Origin of the sequence: Pseudomonas sp. QLc11A (assembly GCF_052112305.1) — a bacterium.
Taxonomy (GTDB): domain Bacteria; phylum Pseudomonadota; class Gammaproteobacteria; order Pseudomonadales; family Pseudomonadaceae; genus Aquipseudomonas; species Aquipseudomonas laurylsulfatiphila.
The window spans coordinates 391861-417508 of sequence record NZ_JAVAJJ010000001.1; the positions used below are offsets into that span (position 1 = coordinate 391861).

Genomic DNA, 25648 nt, shown 5'->3' on the forward strand with positions numbered 1-25648 from the left:
CATGATTCGTGAAATTCTGAAAATGGGCGACGAGCGCCTGCTGCGCATTGCCCCGCCAGTACCGGCCGAGATGTTCGACAGCCCCGAGCTGTGGCAACTGATCGATGACATGTTCCAGACCATGGAGAGTGTGGGGGGCGTTGGCCTGGCGGCGCCGCAGATCGGCGTCGACCTGCAACTGGTGATCTTCGGTTTCGAGCACAGCGAGCGTTATCCGGATGCCGAGGCCGTGCCGCAGACGATCCTGATCAACCCCTTGATCACACCGCTGAGCCCGATCATGGAGGAGGGCTTCGAAGGCTGTTTGTCCGTACCCGGCCTGCGCGGCGCGGTGCAGCGTTACCAGCAGATTCGCTACGAAGGTGTCGACCCCAAGGGCGAGCCCATTGTGCGCGTTGCTTCGGGGTTCCACGCACGGGTGGTGCAACATGAGTGCGACCACCTGATCGGCCGCCTGTACCCGTCGCGCATCACCGACTTCAGCAAGTTCGGCTTCACCGAAGTGATGTTCCCGGACCTGGATCCCAACGCCGACGAATAGACTCGCTGCATACCCTGTGGGAGCGAGCTTGCTCGCGATGGCGGTGTATCAGTCGCCAACAATGTTGACTGACCGGGCCTCATCGCGAGCAAGCTCGCTCCCACATTGGATCTCCAACAGGGTTGAGTAAGTTAAACGCTTGGCTCCAACCCCATCGCAATCATCGGCTTGCTGCGCGCATACCGGCTCAACCGTTCAACCATCGCATAAGGCATCGGCGGATCGAACGTAAACCCGCGTCGCTCATAAAATCCGCGCAAGTCCGGATGGCAGAACAACCACACCGGCAATTCACAATCCTTCACCGCGGCTGCAATCAACCCGGCGGCTATTCCTTGTTCCCGGCACTGTGGATCGACAAACAACCCGGTCAGCCAATGCCCGCCGGACACCGGGCGCAAACACAGTGCGGCCACAATCCCGTCACGCCGGGCCACCCAGAGCTGCGCGTCGCGCACGGCTTTCATTGACGATTGGTGAGCGCGATAGAACTTGTTCATCAATGGCCATAACGGCTCGTCGAGCAGGGTGTAGTGGGTGTCGGGCATGGTCTCGGACTGTCGGTGGGCAAAGCGGCGATTATAAAAGAACACGCGCGCCGGGATAGGTGTATACCTGATCTCACATCCCCATGAGTGGAGTACGCATCATGTCCAAAGGTATGGATTCAAAGAAAGCAGACAAGAAAAAGCCGGCGAAAACCGCTATCGAAAAGCGCGCTGACAAGAAAGCCAAAAAGGTCAATGTGTTCGGGCACTGAGCCTGCGCTGACCGATCGCTCCCGCGCAATGCGGGAGCGATCTTCCTGAAAATAATCTGCAAGATTTCCCATCGCCATTGCACAGAAGGGGACTGGTCCCCGATCCGAGCAATGCCATGCCTCATTATTTCGATGCAGCCCACCGAGAAGAAATCGAAACCTTGCGCCAAGGCCTCACCGCCCGCACGGAGTGGCCGACCTGGTTGCTGTTGATCGGCGTGTACAGCGCGTGGTTCACCCTTGTTCTGGCCAGTGATTCATTGGGCCTGTGGTTGAGCACGTTGTTGCTGATTCCCGTGGTGGTGCTGTGGCTGTCGGTGCAGCACGAACTGCTGCACGGTCATCCGACCCGCTGGCCGCTGTTGAACAAAACCCTCGGCTACGCACCGTTTGCCGTCTGGTATCCCTACACCTTGTATCGCGACAGCCATTTGCTGCATCACCGCGATGAAGACCTGACCATCCCCGGTCGCGATCCGGAAAGCCGTTACCTGAATGCCGAGCAGTGGCAGGGCAGTTCGTTGTTCGAACAAGGCCTGCACTGGTTGAACAAAACCGTGCTCGGGCGCTTTCTGCTCGGTGCGCCAATCGCCTTGCTGACGCTGGCCCGGGAAGAACTGCAACGCCTGAAAAGCGGTGAGCGCCAGGCCTGGTTTATGTGGCTCAGCCACGGCGCCTGGACCCTGTTGATGCTGCTGTTCATCGCGCGCTACAGCGTGTTGCCGGTGTGGCATTACCTGTTCTTGATCAGCGTGCCGGCGCTGTCGATCGCCATGATTCGCTCCTACTATGAGCATCGACCTCACGCGGCGCCGGAGCAACGTACCGTGCTCAATGAAGCGGCGTGGCCGTGGCGCTGGCTGTTCCTGAACCTCAATTTCCACCTGGTGCACCACGACTTGCCGGGGTTGCCCTGGTACGACTTGCCCCGCGCCTATTGGGCCCGCCGCGAGCAATGGCTGGCGCGTAGCGGTGGATTCCTGGTGCAGGGGTATGGGCAGCTGTGGCGTGAATACGGCGTAAAGGCCATCGACAGCCCAAGGCATCCGTTTCACTGATGCATAGATCACCTCCAAACCCTGTGGGAGCGGGCTTGCCCGCGATGGCGATTTCAAATCCAGCACACCTGGTGACTGATCCAACGCTATCGCGGGCAAGCCCGCTCCCACAGGGAACTTCGTTGTATGGAGATACGATGATGACCCAACACATCGCCGAACTGCTGATGTACACCGCCCCCGAACCCATCCACCAGGCCAACGAACGCTGGCTGGCGCGAATCCTCGAGCACCTGGGCGAAACCCGCGGCGATGCCGCAGGCCTGTCACTGATGGAGATGTGGTTGTCGCCGCATTTGCTGCTCACCCAAACCTGCGGCTATCCGCTGATGACGGCCTTGCGCGGCAAGGTCCGGGTGCTGGGGCGACCGCGTTACGAGCTGCCGGACAGCCGCGGCGGCAATCACTGCAGCCTGATCCTGGGACGGGTCGATGATCCGCGACAGACTCTGGCGGATTTTCGCGGCAGTCGAGGCGTGATCAATGGCCATGACTCCAACAGCGGCATGAATTTACTGCGCCACCGATTGGCGCCGATGCAGCGTGACGGGCGTTTTTTTGCCGAGGTCGGCGTCAGCGGCAGTCATCGCGAAAGCCTGCGCTGGTTGCGCGAGGGCCTTGCCGATCTGGCGGCCATCGACAGCGTGACCTTCGCCTGTCTGGCCCGATACGCCGAGGAGGAAGTGACCGGTTTGCGCGTGATTGCTCGCAGTGCATTGAGTCCGACGTTGCCCTACATCACGGCAGCCACCGTCAGCGATCAGCAGGCGGAAGGGCTATTGCAGGCGATGAATCAGGCGTTGTGCGAATTGCCTGACGTCGTCGAAATCCTCGGTTTGCCGCAGGTGCTGCCGGCTAGCGAAAGCGACTATCAGGTTGTGCTCGATTATCAGCTTGAGGCCGAGATGCTGGGATATGGAGATTTGCGATAGGGCGCAAATGTCGAGTCGACAGGTCCATTTTTCGCGGGCAAGCCCGCTCCCACAGGGTTTCGGAGTACCTGTGGGAGCGGGCTTGCCCGCGATGACGAACGGTCAGACGCAAGAGATTTTTAATTCCATAAGTGAATATAAAAATAAGTTTTAAGTATTTTTAATGAATAAGGCTACTTGCTAGGATTCGCCTCACCGGACCACCGGACATTCAGCGACCCCTAACCCAGGAGCCCCTATGTCCGGCGCCGATATTCTTCACCGCAAACACGTGGACGGACTGTTCCGCGCTCACTACCACTGGCTCTGCACACGTCTGCGTCAGTCTCTGAACGATGCCGCCGCTGTCGAAGACATCGCCTGCGAAACCTTCCTGCAGCTGCTCCAGGCGCCTGGCCTGACGGCCATCCGTGAACCCCGTGCCTTGCTCACCACCATCGCCCGGCGCCTGCTCTATCAGCGTTGGCGTCGAGGTGACCTGGAGCGCCAGTACCTTCAGCAACTGCAACAGGCCGAGCCGATCCACGCCGAATCGCCGGAGGAACTGGTTCAACGGTCCCAGACCCTGACCCGTGTGGAGCGCAGTCTTCAGCGGCTGCCCGGCAAAGTGCGCTCGACCTTCCTGCTGTCGCGGATCGACGGCCTGACCTATCCGCAAATTGCCGCTGCGCTGGGCATCTCCCTGCGTTCGGTCAGCGACTACATGACCCGTTCTCAGGCCCTGTGCGACCGGCACAGCGCCAACCAATCCCTGAACCGCCCACTCCAGAACAAGAGGTCCGCATGAGATCGATCAAAACCCTGCTCGGCAGTTCGCTGCTGGCCCTGAGCCTGTTGTCCCACCCGGCATCGGCCACGGAAAAAGCGGCGCCTATCCATTTTGGCGACATCACCTGGGAAAGCGGCAGCCTCATCACCGAAATCCTGCGCCTGATCGTTGAAAAAGGTTACGGCTACCCGACCGACACGCTGCCGGGCAGTACCGTCAGCCTGGAAGCGGCGCTGGCCAAAAACGATATCCAGGTCATCGGTGAAGAGTGGGCAGGACGCAGCCCGGCCTGGGTCAAGGCTGCCGCCGAGGGCAAGGTCTTCGGCCTCGGCGATACGGTCAAAGGCGCCACCGAAGGTTGGTGGGTGCCGGAGTACGTGATCAAGGGCGATCCCGAGCGCGGCATCAAGCCCTTGGCCCCGGAGCTGAAGTCCGTTGCCGACCTGGCGAAGTACAAGGATGTATTCCGCGACCCCGAAGACCCGAGTCGTGGACGCTTCCTCAACAGCCCCACCGGCTGGACCTCGGAAATCGTCAACAGCCAGAAATTCAAGGCTTATGACCTGACCGCCAGCTACGTCAACTTCCGCACCGGTTCCGGCGCAGCGCTGGACGCAGAAGTGGCGTCGTCGATCCGCCGTGGCAAACCGGTGCTGTTCTACTACTGGTCGCCGACGCCACTGTTGGGGCGATTCAAACTGGTGAAGCTCGACGAGCCGCCGTTCGACGCCGAAGCCTGGAAAACCCTGGCCGACGCCAACAACCCGAACCCCAAAGGCACGCGCTCGATGCCGGCGAGCCTGGCCATCGGCGTGTCGGCACCGTTCAAGGCGCAATACCCGGACCTGGTGACGTTCTTCGAAAAGGTCGACCTGCCGATTGATCTGTTGAACCAGACCCTGGGCCAGATGAGTGAAAAACGCCAGAAACCCCGCGAAGTCGCCGAAGCGTTTTTGCGTGAGCAGCCGCAGGTGTGGAAGGGCTGGGTGCCGGGGGAGGTGGCTAGCAAGGTGAGTGCGAGCTTGTAGTTTTGTAATGTCTGGAAAGTAGCCATCGCGAGCAAGCTCGCTCCCACAGGGGAACTGCAGCGGACGCAGTATTTGGGAACCCCAAAATCCTGTGGGAGCGAGCTTGCTCGCGATTCGATTTGAAGTCTTACGCCAGTTCGGCGGTCAACGCCGCTTTAACCGCCGGCCGCTGATCTACCTTGATCGACGAGCAATCCCCCCAACAAGCCGCTGAACCGTTTTTGTCCTCAATGCTGGCCGACTAGTGGCCTTGCAAGCCCAAGCTTGCTGTCTATGATCAGCTGTAATTGGTTATGTCGACCGTGATGGGGCGGTCGACTGGCCGTCAGAGTGCGCAATCAAAGGCACCGACACTTGAACACAGGGAGCTGTCCGCTAAATGGAATTTGATTCGAATCTGTTAGGGCTGGCCCGCATGCGGGCTATCAAGAGAAGGATGTCTTGATGAGCGTGTCGCTGTAAGGACCCTCCGATTGATCATCGTTTATCACCTGACTAGTCCTTCTTTTTGGAGGGGTGCGTGTGCCTGTTCCACGGAACGTAGTGGTGGATGTGAAAGACCTGCAACTTTCATTAATCAAAAAATTGCGCGCAAGGTGATACAACAATGTTCAACCTACATCACAAGGCTGACCTGCTGGAAATCGAACGCTTCAGCTGTGCGCTGACCGAGGCCAACGCCAAGCTGGCGGCGGTCAGTCGTTCGATGGCGATGATTGAATTCACCCCGGACGGCATCATCATCGATGCCAACGAAAACTTTTGCAGTGCCATGGGTTACAGCGCCGAAGACGTGCGTGGCAAGCATCACCGGATCTTTTGTGAAGAGCAGTACTACCGCAGCGACGACTACACCAAACTGTGGCGCGACCTGGCGCGGGGCGAGCCGCTGAGCGGGACCTTTTTGCGCTTGCACAAAAGCGGCCGTGAAATCTGGCTCGAAGCCAGCTACATGCCGGTGCTGGGCCCCGACCGGCAGGTCAAGAGCGTGATCAAGGTCGCTACCGACATCACCGCCCGGATCAACAAGGAACACGAAAACGAAAGCCGACTCGCCGCGATCAGCCGCTCCATGGCCGTGATCGAATTCACGCCCGAAGGCAAGGTCATCAGCGCCAACGACAACTTCCTGAAAACCATGCAGTACTCGCTCAACGAAGTGGTGGGGCAGCATCACAGCCTGTTCTGCCACCGTGCCGAAGCCGAGTCCCAGGGTTACCGCAATTTCTGGGCTTCGCTCAACCGCGGCGAATATCACTCCCATCGTTTCGAGCGCAGGAACAAGCAAGGTCAGACGATATTCCTCGAAGCGTCCTACAACCCTTTGTTCGACGCCAAGGGGCGTTTGTACAAAGTGGTCAAGTTTGCCAGCGACATCACTGCCCAGATGACCACCCTGCAAACCGCCGCCGAATCGGCCCACAGCACCTCGGTGCAAAACGACGTCTGCGCGCGCAAGGGTTCCGAAGTGGTGCAGCAGACGGTGCAGATCATCCAGGACATTTCCCGCGACCTGAACGAAGCGGCACTGAGTATCGATGCCGTGAGCAAACAGTCCGACATCATCGGCACCATCGTGCAGACCATCCGCGGCATTGCCGATCAGACCAACCTGCTGGCACTCAACGCGGCCATTGAAGCGGCGCGGGCCGGTGAGCACGGGCGCGGGTTTGCGGTAGTGGCCGATGAGGTGCGCAGCCTCGCGGCGCGTACCAGCCAGGCGACGCTGGAGATCGTCGAGGTGGTGCGCAAGAACCACGACTTGTCGCTCAGCGCCGTGTCGAGCATGCAATCGAGCCTGAGCCGAACCGGCTTGGGCGTGGAACTGGCGCACGAGGCGGGGGAGGTGATCCTGGAAATCCAGCAGGGCTCACGGCATGTGGTGGATGCGATCAGCCAGTTCAACTCGACGTTGCAACTGAACTAGTCGCGGTAACTACAACTGTAGGAGCCAGCTTGCTGGCGATGGACTCCAGTGCGCCGCGTTTATCCAGGTCACACGCGTTATCGTTAACGACCATCGCGAGCAAGCTCGCTCCTACAGGGGGCCGCAATTGTAGGAGCCAGCCTGTTGGCGATGGACTCAAGCGCGCCGCGTTTATCCAGTTCGCACGCGTTATCGTTGACGACCATCGCGAGCAAGCTCGCTCCTACAGGAGACCGCAATTGTAGGAGCCAGCCTGCTGGCGATGGACTCAAGCGCGCCGCGTTTATCCAGTTCGCACGCGTTATCGTTAACGACCATCGCGAGCAAGCTCGCTCCTACAGGAGACCGCAATTGTAGGAGCCAGCTTGCTGGCGATGGACTCAAGCGCACCGCGTTTATCCAGGTCACACGCGTAATATCGGCAACCTGCGGCCGTTCAAGGCAAGCCGTTGCAGCAATGCTTCAGGAAGCCGGGATGCTGCGCCAGGCGCTTGAAATACTCATCGACGGCGGGGTAATCCGGACGCTCGATCGGGGTCATCAGCCAGCGGTTGACGGACAGGCCGATGACGATGTCGGCCAGAGTAAACCGTGGCCCGGCAACATAGGCCTTGGTGGTCGCGAGTTGATGTTCGAGGATGGCCATCTTCTGGTTCCAGCCACGAATGCCGACCTCGAGGCTATGCGGGTCCTGGAACTCCGGGTCCTTGCGCACCAGTGCCATGAACGGGTATCTCCAGGACGGATTGAGCTCGGTGGCTTGCCAATCCATCCACTGCTCCACCCGGGCGCGGGCGGCCGGTTCGGTAGGCAGTAGCTCGGCATGATGGTGATGGTGTTTGCCCACCAGGTAGCGACAGATGGTATTGGACTCCCATAACACTCCGGCTTCATCGATGATCACCGGCACCTGCGCGTTGGGATTGAACCGGAGGAACTCGGGGCTGTGGGTAGAGGCAAAACCGCTGCCCCAGTCCTCGCGTTCGTAGGTGATGCCCAGTTCCTCGCAGGTCCACAGAACCTTGCGGACGTTGATCGACGAGGCTTTACCCAGGATCTTCAGTGTGTGTTCCATTGAGCTACTCCGTTAGCGAATTGGTGCGCTACGGGAATCTAACAGTGTGCCCGCCAGAGGGCGACATAGGTTGCTCTAAAAGGTTAGTTGAAATCCGCTCGCATGGGCGCCTTGATCGTTCCCATGCTTCGCCTGGTAATGCCTCGACGGAGGCTCTTGATTGGGCTTCAGGCACTTGGCCGAGTCTGGTTGGTCGGCAGCAGGTCGGTCCAGATCGGGGTCGAACAGGCACTGGGAATATGCGGGTCGAGGATCGGTTGTCTGAGTATCCAGCCCTGAAGCTGCCGGTCGATGTACACCGGGGTTGATTCGATGCACTCGCCCTTGGGCGCAACCTTGGCTTGGTCCACTGACACAAACAGTGGTCCGGGCAGGTCAAACACCGTCTGGGAGTGCCTTAAAACACCCGTGTCCTTGCGGGCGAAACAGTTGTTTCTGCGTCCGCTCAGGTCGGTTGTCATGACCCCGGCTTCTTCCAGGTTCGCATGCCAAACGTTCATGACAACGGCTGGTCCCTCGGCTTTCGGGTGCGCGGCGAGGCAGTTTTTGATTGCCGGCATGAAACGAGGATCGTTCAGAAACTGCGTCCAGTCGTTCGGCTCCGAGGCTTGTGCCTGAATCGTTTGGCCGAGCAGGAAGGTCAGCACGCCGGTCAGGAAAATCGCTTTGCGCACAGGAATCTCCGCGAGAAAAAAGTGTGCGGATTCTGCACTCGACTCTCGGGCCGCGCAGGGTAAAAGATGTTTCGAAATACGGTTAAACAGTCCCGGAATGTTGTGTAGGAATGGTCTGAATGTCATCAGCTTCAGAGGCGTTCCGCAGATTACGGTTTCTTGCACCCTTGCCTACAACTACGCCAGAATCCGCCGACTTGTGCGCCTGGTATCCGGACTCTATCGTTCCGTGTCGCTGCAAATTCAGCGATCGGGTTTCGCAGCCCGGGTATCTCTAGACGCATAGCGTCCACCATTCGTGATCACTTCACTTTATGGCGGCTGTGCGTGGGAGACCTTCGGGTCTACCGGGTTCTAGAGTCCCGGTCTGCGACCCGCGTACAGCTGCCACCCTTCGTATCGCAGCGAGACGTGGCAGCTCCATCACTCTAGGAGCATTGCCATGTTCAAACCCACGCCCAACCCCCCCACGCAATCCCAGCCCGATGTTTTCCATCTCACCCGGCATCAATAACGAAACGCTGTTGGCGCACGCCTGCGAGTCACTGGCCTCGGCGAGTGTGATGACCAATGACTTTGCAACGTTTCTGGAAGGCAGCCAGCGCAACACGGCGCTGGCGATCGCACAGATCATCATGCTGGCGGAACTGGCGGTGAATCGCGTGCTGGATAACCTCGATCCGCAGGATTGAACACTGAGCGAAGGTGAGGGGGCTTTTCTGTGGCGAGGGGGCTTGCCCCCGTTGGGTTGCGAAGCGACCCCAAAAACAGACACTGCGGTCATACAGTTAAACCAAGTGAACTGGATCACGACTGCTCCGCAGCCGAACGGGGGCGAGCCCCCTCGCCACAATGTCCCTTGCCTGACCACATTGATGCAGGGGCTTAAGTACTCTCGCGCACCTTCAACTCAAACCCCATGTCCTGCACCGGCCTGGCCACGGTGTTGCCGGCCATCAGTGTCAGCATCTGCTCAGCCGCGCGGCGGCCGATGGCCTCGCGGGGGGTGTTGATGCTGCTCAGGCGCGGGACCATGTGTTCGGACATGGGCAGGTCGTTGAAGCCGAGGATCGCCACTTGCTCGGGGATCTTGATCCCGTGTCGCATCGCTTCGAGCAGCGCGCCCTGGGCCAGGTCGTCGTTGCCGAAGAAGATCGCATCGACATCCGGGTGGCTGGCGATCATCTGCAAGAACAATTCGCCGCCCAGGCCGACCGAGGACGGGCGGGGCGTCAGCACTTCCAGCGCCGGGTCATACAAGCCGGCCTTTTGCAGGGCTTTGCGGAAACCTTCGCCGCGCAGCAAGGTGCGCTGGTCCAGTTGCGCGCCGATGTAGGCCAGGCGTTTGCGACCGCGGGACAGCAAGTGTTCGGCCGCCGTTTCGCCGGCCGCCAGTTGCGAGAAGCCCACGCAATTGAGCCCGGCGGCGCTGTCCAGCTCCATCATGTACACGCAGGGAATGTTGCTGGCTTCGATCATCCGCCGCGAGCTTTCGGTGCGGTCGAACCCGGTCAGCAGCAAGCCGCGTGGCTGATAGGCCATGTAGTTGCGCAGCAGGTTTTCTTCTTCATCGCGTGAGTAGTGGAAGTTGCCGATCAGCACTTCGAAGCCCTTGGGGCGCAAAACCCGATGAATGGCTTCCAGGGTATCGATGAACAGCAAATTGGATAATGAAGGCACCAACACCACCACGGATTGGCTCTGGGCCGAGGCCAGGGCGCGGGCGGCAGGGTTGACGACATAGTTGAGTTCCAGTGCCGCTTTCTGCACCTTTTCCACCAGTTCGGTGGCCACGGTGCTGACGCCACGCAGGGCGCGGGAGGCGGTGATCGGGCTGACGCCGGCCAGTCGGGCAACTTCGTTCAGGGTAGGGCGGCCAGTGGTGCGGGTATTTTTATCGTTCTTGGTTGTGTTCATCGACGGCTTGCCAAACAAAATTCAAGGCACTAAGGTAGCGCTGTCTCGATGCAGCTGCAAATGCGTGAGCGAGGGTTCGCCTGATCCTCGCTTTTTGGTGTTGGGACCTAACCTGCTGCAACCCATAAAATGACAAGAAAGGCGTCGGCAACTTCTGCTTTTGGTCTAGTGTCATAACTGGCAAAGGTAGCGCTGTCTGCGCGCTGAGGTGTTACATGAACCATCCCATCACCGCCCTGGTCATCATGGGCGTTGCCGGTTGCGGCAAGACGTGCGTCAGCGAGGCCCTGTGCCAACTGAGCGGCGCTACGGCCATTGAAGGCGACTCTTTCCACCCTGCCGCCAATATCGAAAAGATGAGCGCGGGGATCCCCCTGAACGATGAAGACCGCGCCGGCTGGCTCGACAGCCTGTGCGATGAACTGCGCCGTGTCGACGCCAAGGGCGAGCGCCCGGTGCTGACCTGTTCGGCGCTCAAACACATCTATCGCGAACGTCTGCGCAGCGCCTTGCCGGGCCTGGGCTTCGTGTTCCTTGAGTTGACCCCCGAGGTAGCCGCCGACCGTGTGTCCCATCGGCCGGGCCACTTCATGCCGTCGACCCTGATCGCCAGCCAGTTCGCCACCCTCGAATCGCCTGTCGGCGAGCCGTTGACCCTGGCGCTGGATGCTTCGACCCATAGCGTCGAGCAACTGGCTGCGCAGGCTCATGCCTGGTGGCAGACGAACGGCCTGAAACAGGCGGTTTGACTGTGCTTGCAAAGACAGCGCTGTCCTCGCGGCTTCTGACTAACCCGCTTTCATAACAACAACAACCAGGAGACACCCCTAATGTTTGGCATGTCCCACGAGACGTTCCTGCTGCTCGATGCAGTGGTCACGGTGATCGGGCTTATCGTCCTGATCACCAAGTTCAAATTGCACCCCTTCCTTGCCCTGATCATCGCCGCAGCCTTCCTCGGGCTGACCTCCGGCATGCCGATCGGCACCATCATCAAGGCGTTCCAGGACGGCTTCGGTGGCGTGCTTGGCTTTGTCGGCATCATCCTCGCGCTGGGCACGATGCTCGGCAAGATGATGGCCGAATCGGGCGGTGCGGATCAGATCGCGCAGACGTTGATCCGCGCCTTCGGCAAGGACAAGGTGCAGTGGGCGATGATGTTCGCGGCGTTCCTGGTCGGTATTCCGCTGTTCTTCGAAATCGGCTTCGTGCTGCTGATCCCGCTGGTGTTCATCGTCGCTCGCCGCACTGGCGTTTCGATCATCAAGATCGGTATCCCGCTGCTGGCGGGTCTGTCCGCGGTACACGGCCTGGTGCCGCCGCACCCGGGGCCGCTGCTGGCCATCGGTGTGTTCGGTGCTGACATCGGCAAGACCATTCTGTACGGCCTGATCGTTGCGCTGCCAACCGCCATCATCGCCGGCCCGATCTTTGGTACGTTCATTGCCAAGCACATCCCTGGTCATCCTAATCAGGAGCTGGTGGATCAACTGGCCCGCGAATCGGATTCTGCCGATCTGCCGAGCTTTGGCATCACGCTGGTGACCGTGCTGCTGCCAGTGTTCCTGATGCTGCTCAAGACCTTTGCCGACGTGGTGCTGCCCGATGGCAACATCTTCCGCGCCTTCATGGACCTGATCGGTCACCCGATTTCGGCGTTGCTGCTGGCCTTGCTGCTGTCGCTGTATACCTTCGGTTACAAGCAGGGCATCGGTTCCAGCCAAATGATGAAATGGCTGGATGCCAGCCTCGCGCCGACCGCCGCGATCATCCTGATCATCGGTGCCGGCGGTGGCTTCAAGCAGATGCTGGTGACCAGCGGCGTGGGTGACGTGATCGGCCACATGGCGGTAAACGCACAGATCTCGCCGATCCTGCTGGCCTGGCTGGTGGCGGCGGTGATTCGTATCGCCACCGGTTCGGCGACTGTGGCGACCATCACTGGCGCGGGCATCGTGGTGCCGGTGGTGGGGATGATTCCGGGCGTGAACCGTGAGCTGCTGGTGCTGGCCACCGGTGCCGGTTCCCTGATCCTGTCCCACGTCAACGACGCCGGTTTCTGGCTGGTCAAGCAGTACTTCAATATGACCGTGGCCGAAACCTTCAAGACCTGGACGGCGATGGAAACCATCCTGTCGGTGGTGGGCCTGGGCTTTATCCTGTTGTTGTCGCTGTTCGTCTAAGCGATTCGACAGACACAAAAAAACCGCAGCGATGCGGTTTTTTTGTGGGTGCTCGATTTCAAGGACCTATACAAGACCCTGTGGGAGCGAGCTTGCTCGCGATAGCGGTGTATCAGTCGCCATTATTATTGACCGATAAGACGCCATCGCGAGCAAGCTCGCTCCCACAGGAGATATGGGTCAGGCGTTGGATTTGGTGACCAAGCCATCCGCCCGGAACATCCCGCGAATCCCGCGTACGGCCTGGCGGATCCGGTCCTGGTTTTCGATCAGGGCAAAGCGCACGTGATCGTCGCCGTACTCGCCAAACCCGACGCCCGGCGAGACACAGACCTTGGCTTCGGCCAGCAGTTTCTTGGCGAACTCCAGCGAACCCAGGTGCGCGTAAGCCTCAGGGATTTTGGCCCAGACGTACATCGACGCTTTCGGGTTTTCCACCATCCAGCCCAGTTCATGCAGGCCCTTGACCAGTACGTTACGGCGCTGCCGATACTGCTCGGCGATGTCGCGCACGCATTGCTGATCGCCTTCCAGGGCAGCAATCGCCGCCACTTGCAACGGGGTGAAGGTGCCGTAGTCGTGGTAGCTCTTGATCCGCGCCAGGGCGTTGACCAGTTCCGGGTTGCCGACCATGAAGCCAATGCGCCAGCCGGCCATGTTGTAGCTCTTGGACAGGGTGAAGAACTCCACCGCAATGTCCTTGGCCCCCGGCACCTGCATGATCGACGGGGCTTTCCAGCCGTCGTAGACGATGTCGGCGTAGGCCAGGTCGTGCACCACCAGCACGTCGTACTGCTTGGCGAGGGCGATGACGCGCTCGAAGAAGTCCAGCTCCACGCACTGGGCGGTCGGGTTGGACGGGAAACCGAGGATCATCATCTTCGGTTTCGGGATCGAGCCGCGAATGGCCCGCTCCAGCTCCGCGAAGAAATCCACGCCCGGCACCAGCGGCACCGACCGCACCTGGGCGCCGGCAATCACGGCACCGTAGATGTGAATCGGGTAGCTCGGGTTGGGCACCAGCACGGTGTCGCCCTGATCCAGGGTGGCCAGCATCAGGTGTGCCAGGCCTTCCTTGGAGCCGATGGTGACAATGGCCTCGCTTTCCGGGTCGATGTCGACCTCGTAGCGGTCCTTGTACCAGTTGGAAATCGCCCGGCGCAGGCGCGGAATGCCCTTGGAGGTGGAGTAGCCGTGGGTGTCTTCGCGCTGGGCCACCGTGACGAGTTTTTCGACGATGTGCGGCGGCGTGGCGCCGTCGGGGTTGCCCATGCTCAAGTCGATGATGTCTTCGCCACGACGACGGGCGGCCATCTTCAGCTCGGCGGTGATGTTGAAAACGTAAGGGGGGAGTCGATCGATGCGCGCAAAGCGGCGCGGCGAACCTTGTTCGGCCATTGTTGCCTCGGATAACGTAAGCGCCCGGAACCGTCCGAGCGACGCTGGTCACTGCGGTGACCTGTGGCGGAATGTAAGGGCAGCTGTGGCAGACTGTCCAGCCTCAAAGTAAACAAATTTTTCCGAAGGATAGGGTTCGATGGAATTTACCAGCGGCTTCTTGCTGAGCCTTTCGCTGTGCCTGGATATCGGCGTGGCCAACATCGCGATGATCACCCTGGCCATGCAGCGCGGCTATTTCCAGGGCTTTGCCCTGGGCCTGGGGACCTGCGTGGGCGATCTGATCTACGCGGTACTGGCGCTGGCCGGCATGACCGTGTTGCTGCAGTACGAAACCGTGCGCTGGGTGTTGTGGATCGGTGGCTCGGCGCTGCTGGTGTATTTCGCGGCGAAGATGATCTATTCGGCGATTTACCACGAAGCGGTGCTGGCGCAATCGGCCGAGGTGGGGCACAACTCCCATCGCAAGGAGTTCTTTCGCGGGATCTTCCTGGCCATGTCGTCGCCTAGCGCGATTCTCTGGTTCGCTGCGGTGGGTGGCACGCTGATCGCCCGTTCCGGCGGCGGTGGCGCCCTCAGCTCCGCGCTGTTTCTCGGCGGTTTTCTCTGCGCGGGGATTCTCTGGTGCGTCGGGCTGTGCTTTGCCGCGAGCCACGGCGGCAAGTTGCTCGGCGACAAGTTGCTGCGTTATTCCTACATGGCATCGGCGGCGATCTTCTGTTATTTCGCGGTCTACGTGATCCTATCGGGTTACAACGAGTTCGTTGGCGCCGGTGCGGTCGAGCCGTTGCACGCACTGTAATTGGGCGAATCGGGTTTGGCTTCTATACTCCCAGCCGAACCCATTTTTATGCGTCAGGAGTCGAGTCATGGATGAGCCAGCACGCGTCGAACTGACGCAACCGCGCTTTGAGCACGGGCACTTCCTGCTGATTGCAGGGCTGGGCGGAACATTCACCCAGCAAACCACCCAGGGCATTCCCGAGCTCTGGGAGAAATTCATCCCGCATCTGGGCCAGATTCCGGGCCAGAAAGGCGAAGTCACCTACGGCGTCTGCTGCAATTTCGACGGCAAGGGCGGCTTCGATTACATCGCCGGGGTCGAGATCAGCAAGCTCGATGACTTGCCGGAAACCTATCGCTGGGTGGAAGTTCAGCCGCAGCTGTACGCGGTGTTCGAGCACAAGGGGCCGCTGGAGACCTTGCCGCAACTGTTTCAGTACATCTTCGGCACCTGGCAGCCGCAGTCGGGGCATGAGGTGTTGGATGCGCCGGAGCTGGAGCGCTACAGCGAAGACTTCAACCCGAAGCTCAATACCGGCAAGCTGGAGATCTGGATACCGATCAAAGCGTGAGAGGGGTGTCGGGAGGCGGATCAGCCGATTCGTCTCTCGATGTCCCACGGCGGCTGATTTATCATCCCCAGCCTTTCCCATGCTGATCCCGAGCCGCCATGAACACCGTCATCCGCAACGTCACCCCCGCCGATCTGGACCGCTGCTTTGCCATCGAAACCCTTGCCTATGAAGGTGACGAAGCCGCGACTCGCGAGAAAATCGCCACCCGCATCGCCACCTGGCCCGAGGGGTTTATCGTTGCTGAAGTGGACGGCGTCGTCGCCGGTTTCATCAACTCCGGTGCGGCGTTTCAGGTGGAAATGTCGGACGAAGCGTTCAAGGAACTGATCGGCCACGACCCGGCCGGGCCGCACGTGGTAATCATGTCGGTGGTGGTGCATCCGGATTTTCAGGGGCAGGGCCTGGCCAAGCTTTTGATGGGCGAATTCATCGAGCGTATGCGTGCGATGGGCAAGGTCAGCATCAACCTGATGTGCAAGGAGCGGCACATTCCGTTGTATGCAGGGTTCGGCTTTGCCTACGTCAAGCCATCGGCGTCGGACCATGGCGGCATGGCCTGGCATGAGATGGTGCTGGAACTCTGACCCGACCTAGATCCTCTGTGGGAGCGAGCTTGCTCGCGATGGCGGCGTAACATTCAACAAAGATGTCGACTGATCATCCGCTATCGCGAGCAAGCTCGCTCCCACAGTGGTTTTGTGGTGTTGGTGGGGGCCGTGTTCAAAACACCAACCCCATCCGCCGCTCGTAGCCGATCCGGCCCTTGTACGCTTCGCCGCTGTCGACAAAGCCGAACCTGGCGTACAGGGCGATGGCAGCTTCGTTATCAGCATCCACCGACAGCTCCAGCCCCCGGATCTCTGGCCAGGCCAGGCGCGCCGCCTCGGGCAGCGCCTGCAGGCAGGCCTTGCCGTAGCCTTTGCCCTGGGCGCGTTGATCGACTTGCAGGGCATGCAGGGTGGCGCTGTGTTCGTCGGCCCAGGCCGGCAACACCGGCGGGCGTTTGAGCAGCAGGAAGGCCACGGGAATGTCTTCGGCCAGCAGGGCAAATCCTTTGACCCCCGGGCCGGGCCTGGACAACAAGGTGTGCAATGCACCGTGGATATCACCGGAGAACTTTATCTGCTCCGGATGTACTTCAATGGCCTCGACCTGTTGGCGCTGCTGCGCATTCAGGCTTTCGTAAGGCACGAGTCGGGCTGTCACGGGAGTGTCCTTTTTCCAACATGAATAGAACCTCGGATTCTAACGATTCTGGCCGTTTGGATTATTTTTATTTCTTCTGTCGATTCGCCGGATCGCCAGACGACTAAGGGTGTCTTCCAATAAAACCACGGAGAACCACCATGAACTCGCAAACCCAGATCCAGAACCTCATCGAGAACTATCGTCAGGCGGTCATGGCCAAGGACATTGAAAAAGTCATGGCCCTGTATGCCGATGACATCGTCTCCTTCGACGCGGTCAAGGCCCTGCAATTCAAAGGCAAGCCGGCGTATCGCGCGCATTGGCAGGCCTGCATGGAAATGTGCCCCGGCCCGCACATCTTCGAATTCCACGAAATCACCATCGAGCCGTCCCAGGAGATTGCGTTCGCTCACTGGCTGGCCCAGTGCGGTGGCACCAACGAGAAGGGCGAAACCCAGGCCTGCTGGATGCGTGTCTCGCAGTGCTATCGACAGGAAGCCGGGCTGTGGCAGATCGTCCACGAACATTGGTCGGCACCGTTCGACATGACCAGCGGCGCGACGCTGTTCGACCTCAAGCCCTGATCGTCGGGAAGCCGAGCCAGAATGCCAGTCAGCGACCATAGTTGATCGTTCGATAAGGAGAGCGTGATGAAGTACTTATGCCTGGTCTACAGCGATGAGCACCTGCTGCATTCGCTGCCGGAAAGCCCGAAGGACGAAGAGTGCATGGCCTATGCCGAGTCGATCCAGGGCAGTGGCCGGATGGTCGCCGCCGAGGCGCTGGAGTCGGTGCAGACCGCCACCACCGTGCGCATGCGCAACGGCAAGATGTCGATCACCGATGGTCCATTCGCTGAAACCAAGGAGCAGCTGGCCGGTTTTTATCTGATTGATGCCAAGGACCTCAACGAAGCCATCCAGGTCGCCGGGAACATTCCGGCGGCCCGGGTCGGCAGTGTCGAAGTGCGCCCCGTTCGGCAGTTGAATCCTTAAGATGCCAGGGCTGCCGGTTCAGGCGCAGGTCGAGCGGGTCTATCGCGAAGAGTCGCGGCGCATTCTTGCGACCCTGATTCGTTTGCTCGGTGATTTCGACCTCGCCGAAGAGGCTTTGCACGAGGCGTTTTTCATCGCCGTCGAACGCTGGCAGCGTGACGGTGTGCCGGACAATCCGCGGGCCTGGCTGGTGTCCGCCGGGCGCTTCAAGGCCATCGATGCCTTGCGCCGGCGCGCCCGTTTTGCCGCGTCGCAGCCCTTGCTGATTGCGCAGCTGGAGGAGCTGGAACAGGCAGACTGGAGTGATGAAGACGTGGAAGACGATCGCCTGCGGCTGATCTTCACTTGCTGCCACCCGGCCCTGGCGGCGGACGCGCAAGTGCCGCTGACGCTGCGGGAAGTCTGCGACCTGACCACGGAAGAAATCGCCCGGGCCTTTCTCTCGGCCCCGGCCACCATCGCCCAGCGCATCGTGCGCGCCAAGGCGAAAATCCGCGACGCGAAAATCCCTTATCAAGTGCCGACGCTGGCGGAGTTGCCCGAGCGCCTGGACAGCGTATTGCGGGTGATCTACCTGGTGTTCAACGAGGGGTACTCGGCGTCCATCGGCGTCGAACTGGTCCGCGAGGAATTGACCCGCGAGGCGATCCGTCTCGGCCGGTTACTGGTGGAATTGTTGCCGGAGCCGGAGGTGATGGGCTTGCTGGCGTTGATGCTGCTGCACGAGTCGCGGCGCCCGGCCAGGACTTCGGCGAGCGGCGAGTTGATTGTGCTCGACGAGCAGGACCGTTCGCTGTGGGACGCCGGGTTGATCGCTGAAGGCTGCGTGCTGATCGAGCACGCGCTGGGTATGGGGCGATTCGGGCCCTATTGCCTGCAAGCGGCCATCGCGGCGGTGCATGCCGAAGCCTCGACGGCGGGGGAAACCGATTGGCCGCAGATTGTCGGCCTGTATGACGTGCTGCTGCGGGCGGTGCCGTCGCCGGTGATCGAGTTGAATCGTGCGGCGGCGATTTCCCAACGCGATGGACCGCAGGCGGGGCTGACGCTGGTCGACGCCATTCTGGCGCGGGGCGAACTGCTGGATTACCACCTGGCGCATTCGGCGCGGGCGGAGTTTTGTCGACAGCTGGGTCGCAAGCAAGAGGCGCGGGCGGCGTGGGAACGGGCGCTGGAGTTGACCCGGCAAGAGCCGGAGCGGCGGTTTATCGAAGCGCGGCTCAAGGCGTTGGAGTGATGTTGAATGTGATGGACTCATCGCTGGCAAGCCAGCTCCCACAGGGGCAGTGGTGCACATAAGTTTTGTGACCGACACAATAACCTGTGGGAGCGGGCTTGCCCGCGATAAGGGCCGAAGGACCTTCACTCCAGCATCTTGCCCAGCAACCAGCTCCCCGCCGGCCCCGGCGGATTGAGCCGCGACCACAACGCATCCACCGACACCGTTTTCGGCCAGCCGCGCACCACCAGTTCCTGCAGGGTGCCGGGCCCGAAGCGCTCCACCAGCCAACGGGGCAACGGCGCCCAGCCGAATCCGCCCTGGGCCATTTCCAGCAGCATCAGATAACTCGGCGCCGACCAGACGCGACCCTTCGCCCGACTTTCATAGGGATTGATGATGGTCGCCAGGCGCAGTTCGCGGTGTTGCTGCAGGACGTCCTGATCGACGTAGTCCAGCCTTGCCAGCGGGTGGGTAGGGGACACGAACAGGGCGATTTCCGTGCGCTCGTCCACCGTCGAACTGACCAGGTCCGGCGGGTAGCTGTCCTGCATTTCGGCGAAGGCAATCTGCGCCCGGCCGCTTTGCACCAGCGACACCAGGTCATCGCATTCGGCGATCAGGCATTCGAGTTCAAGGTCCGGGTAACGCTGCTCGAAGGCACTGAGTGACGCCTCGAAACGGTCCGACTGATAGGTATCGGACAGCGCCACCGTCAGCTTCGCTTCCACCCCTTCGGACAGTTGGCGGGCGCTCATCTCCAGACGACTGCTGGCGGCCAGGATGTCTTCGGCCCGTTGCAGCATGACGCGTCCGGCCGGGGTCAACCCGGGCTTGCGGCTGCTGCGGTCGAACAGCGTCAGGTTGAGGTCGATTTCCAGGCTGGCCACCGCCGCGCTGATGGTCGACTGACTGCGGCCCAGCTTGCGCGCCGCGGCGGAAAACGAGCCTTGGGTCGCGGCTTCGACAAACGCCAGCAACACTTCGTGAGAGGCCATGAACTATCGCCTTGATCGATGGTTATTGGTTATGAAGTATCGGTGTGATGGCAGATCATGGCAACCACAGTCACTCAAGGGAGTTCGGCCATGAGCGCCAACAAATCCATTACTGAACGTATTTTCCAGGCCATCGGCTTCGAACTGCTGGCCATCCTGATCTGTACCCCGCTGCTGGCCTGGATCATGAGGAAACCGATGCTGGAAATGGGCATGGTCACCGTTCTCATCGCCGCCCTGGCCCTGGCCTGGAACGTGGTCTTCAACGGGATGTTCGACCGGGTGCTCAAGCGCCTCGCCATCGCCCACAACGCCTGGGTCCGCGTGGTGCATGCGCTGTTGTTCGAAGGCGGTCTGGTCGCGCTTGGCGTGCCGCTGATTGCCTGGTGGATGGATGTCAGCCTGTGGCAGGCGTTCCTGTTGGATATCGGCGTGTTGCTGTTCTTCCTGCCGTACACCTACGTGTACCACTGGGGGTATGACGTGGTTCGGGAGCGGGTGGTGCTGCGCCAGGTTTACTGAACTGGTTTGAAGCTGGCTTTTTGTGGCGAGGGGGCTTGCCCCCGTTGGAGCGCGAAGCGGTCCCAAGCTTGCGACTGCTTCGCAGCCGAACGGGGCGGTGCGGCGATCCGACAAGCCCCCTCGCCACAGGGATTTTGTTTGGCCTGATGTCTAACAGTAAGCCTTACAAAAACATCCCCCCCGACGCCTCGATGCGCTGGCCATTGATCCACTGGCTGCCCGGCGCCAGCAGCAGCGCAATCGCGGCGCCGATGTCATCCGGCAAACCGGCGCGACCCAGGGCGGTGTTGTTCGCCACCAGGGTGTTCAACCCGGGGTTGTCGCGTACGGCGCCACCGCCGAAATCGGTTTCAATCGCGCCGGGTGCGAGGATATTCACCGCGATGTTGCGCGCCCCGAGTTCCTTGGCCTGGTAGCGGGTCAACACTTCCATCGCGCCTTTCATCGCCGCGTAGGCGCTGTGGCCCGGCAGGCTGAAACGGGTCAGGCCACTGGAAATGTTGATGATGCGCCCGCCGTCATTGAGCAATGGCAACAAGCTCTGCGTGAGGAAAAACGGCCCCTTGAATTGGATGTTCACCAACTGGTCGAACTGTTCGACGGTGGTGTCGACGAAGTTGGCGTGCAGGCCGATCCCGGCGTTGTTCACCAGAAAATCGAAACCCTCGCACTCGAAGTGGCTGTGCAGGACCTTCGCGACTTCGCTGGCGAAGGCGCTGAAGCTTTCACTCCGGGCAACGTCCAGTTGCAGCATGACGGCGCGACCGCCCAGGCTTTCGATCTCGGCCACCAGTGCCTGGGCCTCATCGGCGCGACTGTTGTAGGTGCCGATGATGTCGATGCCTTGGGCGACCAGATGCAGGGCTGCGTTTTTGCCGAGGCCGCGGCTGGCGCCGGTGATCAGTGCGATTTTACGGTTCATGGGACTTCCTCAGGTGCAATGGGCGGTTGATGTGAGGAAGTTTATTTATCCGCGCAGGGGTGATAAACAGAGTGAAACCGGAATCACTGGTCGGATAAGACGAACAATAAAAGAGCGGGCTGATGAACAAGCTGGAACTGTTGCGCACCTTTGTCCGTGTCAGCGAGATGTCGAGTTTCACCCAGGCCGGCGAAAGCCTCGGGCTGCCTCGATCAACGGTGTCCGAGCATGTGCAGGCGCTGGAGGCATTGCTCGGTACCCGGCTGTTGCAACGCACCACGCGCAAGGTCCAGGCAACCCAGGATGGCCTGGTGTTGTATGAGCGCAGCAAGGACCTGCTGTCACACATGGACGAGATCGAGGGCTTGTTTCGCCAGGACGAGGCGTCGCTGGTGGGGCGCATTCGCATCGACCTGCCGAACATTCTCGCCCGTCGCGTGGTCATGCCGCGCCTGCCGGCGTTCATGGCACAGCACCCGCTGCTTGAGCTGGAAATCAGCAGCACCGACCGCCGGGTCGATCTGCTCGCTGAAGGGTTCGATTGCGTGCTGCGCATCGGCGCCCAGCCGGACCAATCGGTGGTGGCGCGACACCTGTGTGACTTCACCATGGTCAATTGCGCCAGCCCTGCGTATCTGCAGCGCTATGGCGTGCCCGAGCGGCTGGAGGATCTGGCACGGCATCGGCTGGTGCACTACGTCGGTGTGCTGGGCGCGCGTTCGGAAGGCTTTGTGTACGTCGACAAGGGGCAGGTGCAGCGACTGCCGATGGCCGGCAGTGTCACGGTCAACAGCACCGATGCCTATGAGGCCGCCTGTCTGGGTGGTTTCGGCCTGATTCAGGCGCCGAGAATGGGCATGCAGCAATACCTGCAAAGCGGCGAACTGGTCGAGGTGTTGTCGCCGTTCAATGCACCGTCCATGGAGGCGTCGCTGCTCTATGCCCGGCAGCGGCATTTGCCGTTGCGGGTGAGGGTGTTCATGGATTGGCTGGGGGACGTGATCCGCTCGGAAACCTGAGACAAGGCTTTTTGTGGGAGCGGGCTTGCTCGCGAAAGCGGTCTGTCTGACACATAGTTGCCGGATGTACCGACGCATTCGCGGGCAAGCCCGCTCCCACAGGGTACTGCGGTGTTCAGAACAGTTGGGTGAACAACCAGTACAAAGGATCACCGTTGACCTGTAGGAGCTGCCGAAGGCTGCGATCTTTTTATCTTAATAATCCTGCTGCTTGCGAAACGCCCAGCGCCCGGCAATCAGGGTAAAGGTCGCGACCAGCGCCACCAGGATCCAGAAACCTTCCGGGTCATCGGCCAGCGGAATGCCGCCGACGTTCATGCCGAAGAAACCGGCAATGATATTGATCGGCAGCGCCAGCACCGTCACCACTGTCAGGGTGAACAGCGTGCGGTTGGTCTGTTCGTTGATGTTGGCGGCGATCTCTTCCTGCAACAGCTTGATCCGCTCCCCCAGCGCCGTGAGGTCGTTGATGATCAGCGCAAACTCCTCGGTGGATTTGCGCAGCTCCTTCACGTCTTCCTTTTGCAGCCATTGTGGCGGCCGGTTGAGCAGGCGCAGCAACGAGCCTGGCTCCAGCGCCAGCAGCCGTTGCAAGCGCACCAGCACCCGGCGATTGGCGCCCAGCTCGGCGCGGTTGGTCGACAGGCGCGAGGACAGCAACTCGTCTTCGATCTGGTCCACGCTCTGGCTGGTCTTGCGCACGATCTGGGTCAGCACTTCACCCTGGTCGCGCAGCAGATGCACCAGCAGCTCCAGCGGGGAGCGAAAGCATTCCCGGGCCTTCACCGACGAGCGCAACTTGTCCACCGAGTGCAGCGGCTGCAGACGGGCGCTGATGATCAGCCGGCTGCGGGCGCACACCCACAAGGTCGAGACATCCGAGGAGACCATGTTGCTGAGGTTGAACACCACGTCGTTGACCACCGCCAGCAACGCGGAGTCGACATGCTCGATGCGCGTCGAGCGCGAGCCTTCGTGCAGCGCCTCGAAAAATTCCTCGGGCAGTTCCATATGGCTTTTCATCCAGCGCTCGCACGCGGCATGGGCCAGGTTCAGGTGCAGCCAGAGAAACTGTTCGTCGCTTTGCGGTTGTTGCAGGTACTGCAAGGCTTGGGCGGAGTTGATTTCCCGACCGGCCTCACCGGGGCGAAAACTGAAACCGTAGAGCAGGCCGAACAGATCCGTGTCGCGATGGCTTTGATCGATGCTGTGGTTCATGAGGACTCGCAAGGGGAGGCGCCTGTCGCGTGTTTTACAGGTTCACTTGAGCGGCATCATCGCAAGCGCGGATGACTTTTTTGTGACGCCAGTAGTGGCGGCAACCCCGTCGGGCTCGCTGGTCAGCTCGTGCGCCTGATCAATCATCCAGACGCAAAAAAGCCGCACGACTTTCAAATTGTGCGGCTTTTGCTGGGTGCATCAGTCGTCTTGTTTGTTCTTCAGGACTTCGCCGGTGGCGGCGTTCAAATCCACGTCCCATTCAACATTGCTGGCGTCACGCAGTTCGACTTCGTACTCGTAGATAGTGGAGTGTTTGTCCAGGTCGCTGTCGGTGATGGTGGCGCCCGGGTGCAGCTTCAACACGATCTGGTTCAACTCTTCCAGCGGCTTGATCTTGCCTTCCTTGACCAGTTGAGGGATCTGGTCGACGGGCACATCTTTAGCCTGGGCCAGACCCGCAGTGAGCATCAGGGTCGCCGCGGTGAACAGAGCAGTCAGGGTCTTCATGGGCTTCTTTCCTTGGTTAAGTCGTTTAAGTGGAATCAGGTTAGTCGTAGCAACTTAATTCATCCTTAAAACCCGCTACCTGTCCTGCATCAACGCCTGTGGGAGCGTGGCTTGCCCGCGATAGCGGAGTGTCAGTCAGCGTTGATGTTGAGGCTGATGGCCTCTTCGCGGGCAAGCCACGCTCCCACAGGTCTGGATCAGTAGCCGTTGTTCTGTAGCACCTGCGCCACACTCGCCGCCGGACGTTTATAGAACTTCAACAACTCACTGGCGCGGTTGGTGAAAATGCCGTCGACGCCGGTGTCCATGACTTTCTGGTAGTCCACCGCATCGTCGATGGTGTAGACGTGCACCAGCAGGCCCTGATCGTGGGTGTACTGGTTCATCCAGGGTTGCACCAGGTCCGAGTAACTCTGGTCGCCACCCTGGGCCAGGGCTGCGGACGGGCCGGTGCCGATGGCGCCCTGGGCCTTGGCGTAGTCGACCCAACGCTGGAATTCGGCTTTGTCCTTCGGTTGTTGTGCGGCGTAGTAAGCGGCCTTGTCCTTGGCGGCGGACTCGGCAAAGGTCACCCTGGACTTGGGCTCGATACTGCCTTCACCGACCCACAACAGCAGGATCTTCGGCACCTTCGGCATTTCCTTTTGCAGCAGTTCGAGACTGCTCTTCTCGAAGGTCTGCAGAACCACCTTGCCGTTGCCCTGGCCTACCGCCAGCGCGCTGTTGGCCGGTTTCGATTCGCTGGGGTTCAGCCAGCCACGGGCCTGGAGTTTTTCCTTGAGGTCGTGTTCGATGCCGGGAAACTGCTTGGGCTCCTTGGTCTCGATGTACAGCCCGGGCTTGTGCAGGGCGTTGCCCTCGGCGATGTCGATGATTTCATCAAGGGTCAGAATCTTCAGGCCGGCGAAGGCAGGACGCGCGCGATCCGGGTAGGCGGTATTGAACCAGCTGCCCGCATCCAGGGTTTTCAGCTCGGCCATGGTGAAGGCATTGGCCGGGCTGTCCTTGCGCTCGGGGAATTTGCTGGCGACGTCGGTCGTGCGTTGCAGGTTGTTGTCGTGCAAGGCGAACAGTACGCCGTCCTTGCTGCGCTGCAGATCCAGTTCCAGGTAATCGGCGCCCAGGTCGCGGGCCGTCTTGTAGGCAGCGGCGGTGGATTCCGGCGCATCGAAAGACGCGCCACGGTGGGCGATCACCGCCGGGTGCGGAATGCCCAGGCGAGTCGCCAGTTCCGTGGGACCGGGTTCGCTGGCGGCCTGTGCCTGGCCGAGGCCCAGCAGCAGGCTCAACAACAGGGTGCTTTTAGTGAAGGTTGCGGGCATGGTCGAGATCCTTTCGCAATGAGTGAGCGCTCCCTTTTAGCAACTCATCTTTGCAGGCGCTATCACGAGACCGACATAAATCTGCCTGAAGCTGATTTTCGTCAGCACTTTTGTG

27 protein-coding genes and 2 pseudogenes are annotated in these 25648 nt (G+C 60.6%); 18 read left to right on the forward strand and 11 right to left on the reverse strand.

Annotation, left to right across the window (positions count from 1 at the left end; all coding sequences use genetic code 11):
• The first annotated feature begins 1 nt into the window (after nt 1).
• Complete coding sequence (gene def / locus Q8X48_RS01835; RefSeq protein ID WP_104449174.1) at nt 2-541, forward strand: peptide deformylase; 540 nt, start codon at nt 2-4, stop codon at nt 539-541.
• Between the two features lie 131 nt (nt 542-672).
• Here def and Q8X48_RS01840 read toward each other — a convergent pair whose 3' ends face one another.
• Entirely contained in the window at nt 673-1089 is a 417-nt protein-coding gene (locus Q8X48_RS01840) for a GNAT family N-acetyltransferase (protein ID WP_407799261.1), read from the reverse strand.
• A 328-nt stretch (nt 1090-1417) separates the two neighbouring features.
• Between Q8X48_RS01840 and Q8X48_RS01845 the strand changes: the two genes are divergently transcribed.
• The 6 genes and pseudogenes from Q8X48_RS01845 to Q8X48_RS01870 form a co-directional block, all read left to right on the forward strand.
• Nucleotides 1418-2359 (forward strand): fatty acid desaturase, encoded by a 942-nt coding sequence (locus Q8X48_RS01845; protein WP_407799262.1) that lies wholly within the window; start codon nt 1418-1420, stop codon nt 2357-2359.
• A gap of 140 nt (nt 2360-2499) precedes the next feature.
• Nucleotides 2500-3291, forward strand: coding sequence for a phosphate/phosphite/phosphonate ABC transporter substrate-binding protein (locus tag Q8X48_RS01850; protein WP_407799588.1), 792 nt, complete (start codon nt 2500-2502; stop codon nt 3289-3291).
• Nucleotides 3292-3529: 238 nt separating this feature from the next.
• Nucleotides 3530-4078, forward strand: coding sequence for a sigma-70 family RNA polymerase sigma factor (locus tag Q8X48_RS01855; RefSeq protein WP_407799263.1), 549 nt, complete (start codon nt 3530-3532; stop codon nt 4076-4078).
• The gene (locus Q8X48_RS01860) at nt 4075-5088 is read left to right on the forward strand and encodes an ABC transporter substrate-binding protein (RefSeq protein WP_407799264.1); all 1014 of its coding nucleotides are present in this window, start codon (nt 4075-4077) and stop codon (nt 5086-5088) included. The genes Q8X48_RS01855 and Q8X48_RS01860 overlap by 4 nt, the downstream gene beginning before the upstream one ends.
• Before the next feature lie 712 nt (nt 5089-5800).
• Nucleotides 5801-6469 (forward strand): annotated as a pseudogene (locus Q8X48_RS01865) (PAS domain-containing protein); the annotation flags it as partial.
• Between the two features lie 129 nt (nt 6470-6598).
• A pseudogene (locus Q8X48_RS01870) lies at nt 6599-7015 on the forward strand (methyl-accepting chemotaxis protein); the annotation flags it as partial.
• Nucleotides 7016-7451: 436 nt separating this feature from the next.
• Here Q8X48_RS01870 and Q8X48_RS01875 read toward each other — a convergent pair.
• Nucleotides 7452-8090 carry a glutathione S-transferase family protein gene (locus Q8X48_RS01875; RefSeq protein ID WP_407799265.1) on the reverse strand — a complete coding sequence of 213 codons (639 nt, stop codon included), beginning with the start codon at nt 8088-8090 and terminating at the stop codon, nt 7452-7454.
• 167 nt (nt 8091-8257) lie between these two features.
• On the reverse strand, nt 8258-8764 hold the full coding sequence (locus Q8X48_RS01880; protein ID WP_407802756.1) for a hypothetical protein: 507 nt from the start codon (nt 8762-8764) through the stop codon (nt 8258-8260).
• Nucleotides 8765-9078: 314 nt separating this feature from the next.
• Here Q8X48_RS01880 and Q8X48_RS01885 point away from each other — a divergent pair, with 314 nt between their 5' ends.
• The gene (locus Q8X48_RS01885) at nt 9079-9456 is read left to right on the forward strand and encodes a DUF6124 family protein (protein WP_407799267.1); all 378 of its coding nucleotides are present in this window, start codon (nt 9079-9081) and stop codon (nt 9454-9456) included.
• Nucleotides 9457-9649: 193 nt separating this feature from the next.
• On the opposite strand, the gene Q8X48_RS01890 is transcribed toward Q8X48_RS01885, so the two are convergent.
• Nucleotides 9650-10681, reverse strand: coding sequence for a LacI family DNA-binding transcriptional regulator (locus tag Q8X48_RS01890; RefSeq protein ID WP_126052851.1), 1032 nt, complete (start codon nt 10679-10681; stop codon nt 9650-9652).
• Nucleotides 10682-10896: 215 nt separating this feature from the next.
• On the opposite strand from Q8X48_RS01890, the gene Q8X48_RS01895 reads away from it, so the two are divergent.
• Nucleotides 10897-11430, forward strand: a complete 534-nt coding sequence (locus Q8X48_RS01895; protein ID WP_407799268.1) for a gluconokinase — start codon at nt 10897-10899, stop codon at nt 11428-11430.
• An 81-nt stretch (nt 11431-11511) separates the two neighbouring features.
• On the forward strand, nt 11512-12864 hold the full coding sequence (locus Q8X48_RS01900) for a GntP family permease (protein ID WP_015096544.1): 1353 nt from the start codon (nt 11512-11514) through the stop codon (nt 12862-12864).
• Nucleotides 12865-13044: 180 nt separating this feature from the next.
• On the opposite strand, the gene alaC is transcribed toward Q8X48_RS01900, so the two are convergent.
• A complete protein-coding gene (alaC, locus tag Q8X48_RS01905) occupies nt 13045-14262 on the reverse strand; it encodes an alanine transaminase (protein WP_258682287.1) in 1218 nt (405 codons plus the stop codon).
• Nucleotides 14263-14401: 139 nt separating this feature from the next.
• Between alaC and Q8X48_RS01910 the strand changes: the two genes are divergently transcribed.
• The 3 genes from Q8X48_RS01910 to Q8X48_RS01920 all read left to right on the forward strand — a co-directional run bounded on the left by Q8X48_RS01910 (nt 14402) and on the right by Q8X48_RS01920 (nt 16204).
• Nucleotides 14402-15064, forward strand: coding sequence for a LysE family translocator (locus Q8X48_RS01910; RefSeq protein ID WP_407799269.1), 663 nt, complete (start codon nt 14402-14404; stop codon nt 15062-15064).
• Nucleotides 15065-15131: 67 nt separating this feature from the next.
• Complete coding sequence (locus tag Q8X48_RS01915; protein ID WP_407799270.1) at nt 15132-15617, forward strand: GyrI-like domain-containing protein; 486 nt, start codon at nt 15132-15134, stop codon at nt 15615-15617.
• Nucleotides 15618-15715: 98 nt separating this feature from the next.
• Nucleotides 15716-16204, forward strand: coding sequence for a GNAT family N-acetyltransferase (locus tag Q8X48_RS01920; RefSeq protein WP_407799271.1), 489 nt, complete (start codon nt 15716-15718; stop codon nt 16202-16204).
• Between the two features lie 136 nt (nt 16205-16340).
• On the opposite strand, the gene Q8X48_RS01925 is transcribed toward Q8X48_RS01920, so the two are convergent.
• Nucleotides 16341-16826, reverse strand: a complete 486-nt coding sequence (locus Q8X48_RS01925; protein ID WP_407799272.1) for a GNAT family N-acetyltransferase — start codon at nt 16824-16826, stop codon at nt 16341-16343.
• A 140-nt stretch (nt 16827-16966) separates the two neighbouring features.
• Between Q8X48_RS01925 and Q8X48_RS01930 the strand changes: the two genes are divergently transcribed.
• The 3 genes from Q8X48_RS01930 to Q8X48_RS01940 all read left to right on the forward strand — a co-directional run bounded on the left by Q8X48_RS01930 (nt 16967) and on the right by Q8X48_RS01940 (nt 19040).
• A complete protein-coding gene (locus tag Q8X48_RS01930) occupies nt 16967-17392 on the forward strand; it encodes a YybH family protein (protein WP_407799273.1) in 426 nt (141 codons plus the stop codon).
• Nucleotides 17393-17458: 66 nt separating this feature from the next.
• On the forward strand, nt 17459-17803 hold the full coding sequence (locus Q8X48_RS01935; protein WP_015096538.1) for a YciI family protein: 345 nt from the start codon (nt 17459-17461) through the stop codon (nt 17801-17803).
• A 1-nt stretch (nt 17804) separates the two neighbouring features.
• Nucleotides 17805-19040, forward strand: a complete 1236-nt coding sequence (locus Q8X48_RS01940) for an RNA polymerase sigma factor (protein WP_407799274.1) — start codon at nt 17805-17807, stop codon at nt 19038-19040.
• Between the two features lie 125 nt (nt 19041-19165).
• Here Q8X48_RS01940 and Q8X48_RS01945 read toward each other — a convergent pair whose 3' ends face one another.
• Nucleotides 19166-20020: a LysR family transcriptional regulator gene (locus tag Q8X48_RS01945; protein ID WP_407799275.1), complete on the reverse strand. Its 855-nt coding sequence runs from the start codon at nt 20018-20020 to the stop codon at nt 19166-19168.
• 90 nt (nt 20021-20110) lie between these two features.
• Here Q8X48_RS01945 and Q8X48_RS01950 point away from each other — a divergent pair, with 90 nt between their 5' ends.
• Nucleotides 20111-20542 carry a multidrug/biocide efflux PACE transporter gene (locus Q8X48_RS01950; RefSeq protein ID WP_407799276.1) on the forward strand — a complete coding sequence of 144 codons (432 nt, stop codon included), beginning with the start codon at nt 20111-20113 and terminating at the stop codon, nt 20540-20542.
• Between the two features lie 163 nt (nt 20543-20705).
• On the opposite strand, the gene Q8X48_RS01955 is transcribed toward Q8X48_RS01950, so the two are convergent.
• The gene (locus tag Q8X48_RS01955; RefSeq protein ID WP_126052853.1) at nt 20706-21464 is read right to left on the reverse strand and encodes an SDR family NAD(P)-dependent oxidoreductase; all 759 of its coding nucleotides are present in this window, start codon (nt 21462-21464) and stop codon (nt 20706-20708) included.
• Nucleotides 21465-21586: 122 nt separating this feature from the next.
• On the opposite strand from Q8X48_RS01955, the gene Q8X48_RS01960 reads away from it, so the two are divergent.
• Entirely contained in the window at nt 21587-22483 is an 897-nt protein-coding gene (locus tag Q8X48_RS01960) for a LysR family transcriptional regulator (RefSeq protein WP_407799277.1), read from the forward strand.
• A gap of 195 nt (nt 22484-22678) precedes the next feature.
• Here Q8X48_RS01960 and Q8X48_RS01965 read toward each other — a convergent pair whose 3' ends face one another.
• The 3 genes from Q8X48_RS01965 to Q8X48_RS01975 form a co-directional block, all read right to left on the reverse strand.
• The gene (locus Q8X48_RS01965; RefSeq protein WP_407799278.1) at nt 22679-23701 is read right to left on the reverse strand and encodes a transporter; all 1023 of its coding nucleotides are present in this window, start codon (nt 23699-23701) and stop codon (nt 22679-22681) included.
• 201 nt (nt 23702-23902) lie between these two features.
• A complete protein-coding gene (locus Q8X48_RS01970; protein WP_102700541.1) occupies nt 23903-24211 on the reverse strand; it encodes a PepSY domain-containing protein in 309 nt (102 codons plus the stop codon).
• A gap of 197 nt (nt 24212-24408) precedes the next feature.
• Nucleotides 24409-25533 (reverse strand): glycerophosphodiester phosphodiesterase, encoded by a 1125-nt coding sequence (locus tag Q8X48_RS01975; protein WP_407799279.1) that lies wholly within the window; start codon nt 25531-25533, stop codon nt 24409-24411.
• Between the last annotated feature and the right edge of the window lie 115 nt (nt 25534-25648).

Bases quoted from the DNA above. Each gene is read 5' to 3' on its own strand.
- Q8X48_RS01850 (WP_407799588.1), top strand. From the start codon at position 2,500: ATGACCCAACACATCGCCGAACTGCTGATGTACACCGCCCCCGAACCC.
- def (WP_104449174.1), top strand. From the start codon at position 2: ATGATTCGTGAAATTCTGAAAATGGGCGACGAGCGCCTGCTGCGCATT.
- Q8X48_RS01970 (WP_102700541.1), bottom strand. From the start codon at position 24,211: ATGAAGACCCTGACTGCTCTGTTCACCGCGGCGACCCTGATGCTCACT.
- Q8X48_RS01885 (WP_407799267.1), top strand. From the start codon at position 9,079: ATGGCGGCTGTGCGTGGGAGACCTTCGGGTCTACCGGGTTCTAGAGTC.
- Q8X48_RS01845 (WP_407799262.1), top strand. From the start codon at position 1,418: ATGCCTCATTATTTCGATGCAGCCCACCGAGAAGAAATCGAAACCTTG.
- Q8X48_RS01860 (WP_407799264.1), top strand. From the start codon at position 4,075: ATGAGATCGATCAAAACCCTGCTCGGCAGTTCGCTGCTGGCCCTGAGC.
- Q8X48_RS01945 (WP_407799275.1), bottom strand. From the start codon at position 20,020: ATGGCCTCTCACGAAGTGTTGCTGGCGTTTGTCGAAGCCGCGACCCAA.
- Q8X48_RS01890 (WP_126052851.1), bottom strand. From the start codon at position 10,681: ATGAACACAACCAAGAACGATAAAAATACCCGCACCACTGGCCGCCCT.
- Q8X48_RS01960 (WP_407799277.1), top strand. From the start codon at position 21,587: ATGAACAAGCTGGAACTGTTGCGCACCTTTGTCCGTGTCAGCGAGATG.
- Q8X48_RS01855 (WP_407799263.1), top strand. From the start codon at position 3,530: ATGTCCGGCGCCGATATTCTTCACCGCAAACACGTGGACGGACTGTTC.
- Q8X48_RS01935 (WP_015096538.1), top strand. From the start codon at position 17,459: ATGAAGTACTTATGCCTGGTCTACAGCGATGAGCACCTGCTGCATTCG.
- Q8X48_RS01950 (WP_407799276.1), top strand. From the start codon at position 20,111: ATGAGCGCCAACAAATCCATTACTGAACGTATTTTCCAGGCCATCGGC.
- Q8X48_RS01965 (WP_407799278.1), bottom strand. From the start codon at position 23,701: ATGAACCACAGCATCGATCAAAGCCATCGCGACACGGATCTGTTCGGC.
- Q8X48_RS01940 (WP_407799274.1), top strand. From the start codon at position 17,805: ATGCCAGGGCTGCCGGTTCAGGCGCAGGTCGAGCGGGTCTATCGCGAA.
- Q8X48_RS01910 (WP_407799269.1), top strand. From the start codon at position 14,402: ATGGAATTTACCAGCGGCTTCTTGCTGAGCCTTTCGCTGTGCCTGGAT.
- Q8X48_RS01875 (WP_407799265.1), bottom strand. From the start codon at position 8,090: ATGGAACACACACTGAAGATCCTGGGTAAAGCCTCGTCGATCAACGTC.
- alaC (WP_258682287.1), bottom strand. From the start codon at position 14,262: ATGGCCGAACAAGGTTCGCCGCGCCGCTTTGCGCGCATCGATCGACTC.
- Q8X48_RS01900 (WP_015096544.1), top strand. From the start codon at position 11,512: ATGTTTGGCATGTCCCACGAGACGTTCCTGCTGCTCGATGCAGTGGTC.
- Q8X48_RS01840 (WP_407799261.1), bottom strand. From the start codon at position 1,089: ATGCCCGACACCCACTACACCCTGCTCGACGAGCCGTTATGGCCATTG.
- Q8X48_RS01920 (WP_407799271.1), top strand. From the start codon at position 15,716: ATGAACACCGTCATCCGCAACGTCACCCCCGCCGATCTGGACCGCTGC.
- Q8X48_RS01895 (WP_407799268.1), top strand. From the start codon at position 10,897: ATGAACCATCCCATCACCGCCCTGGTCATCATGGGCGTTGCCGGTTGC.
- Q8X48_RS01955 (WP_126052853.1), bottom strand. From the start codon at position 21,464: ATGAACCGTAAAATCGCACTGATCACCGGCGCCAGCCGCGGCCTCGGC.
- Q8X48_RS01930 (WP_407799273.1), top strand. From the start codon at position 16,967: ATGAACTCGCAAACCCAGATCCAGAACCTCATCGAGAACTATCGTCAG.
- Q8X48_RS01975 (WP_407799279.1), bottom strand. From the start codon at position 25,533: ATGCCCGCAACCTTCACTAAAAGCACCCTGTTGTTGAGCCTGCTGCTG.
- Q8X48_RS01915 (WP_407799270.1), top strand. From the start codon at position 15,132: ATGGATGAGCCAGCACGCGTCGAACTGACGCAACCGCGCTTTGAGCAC.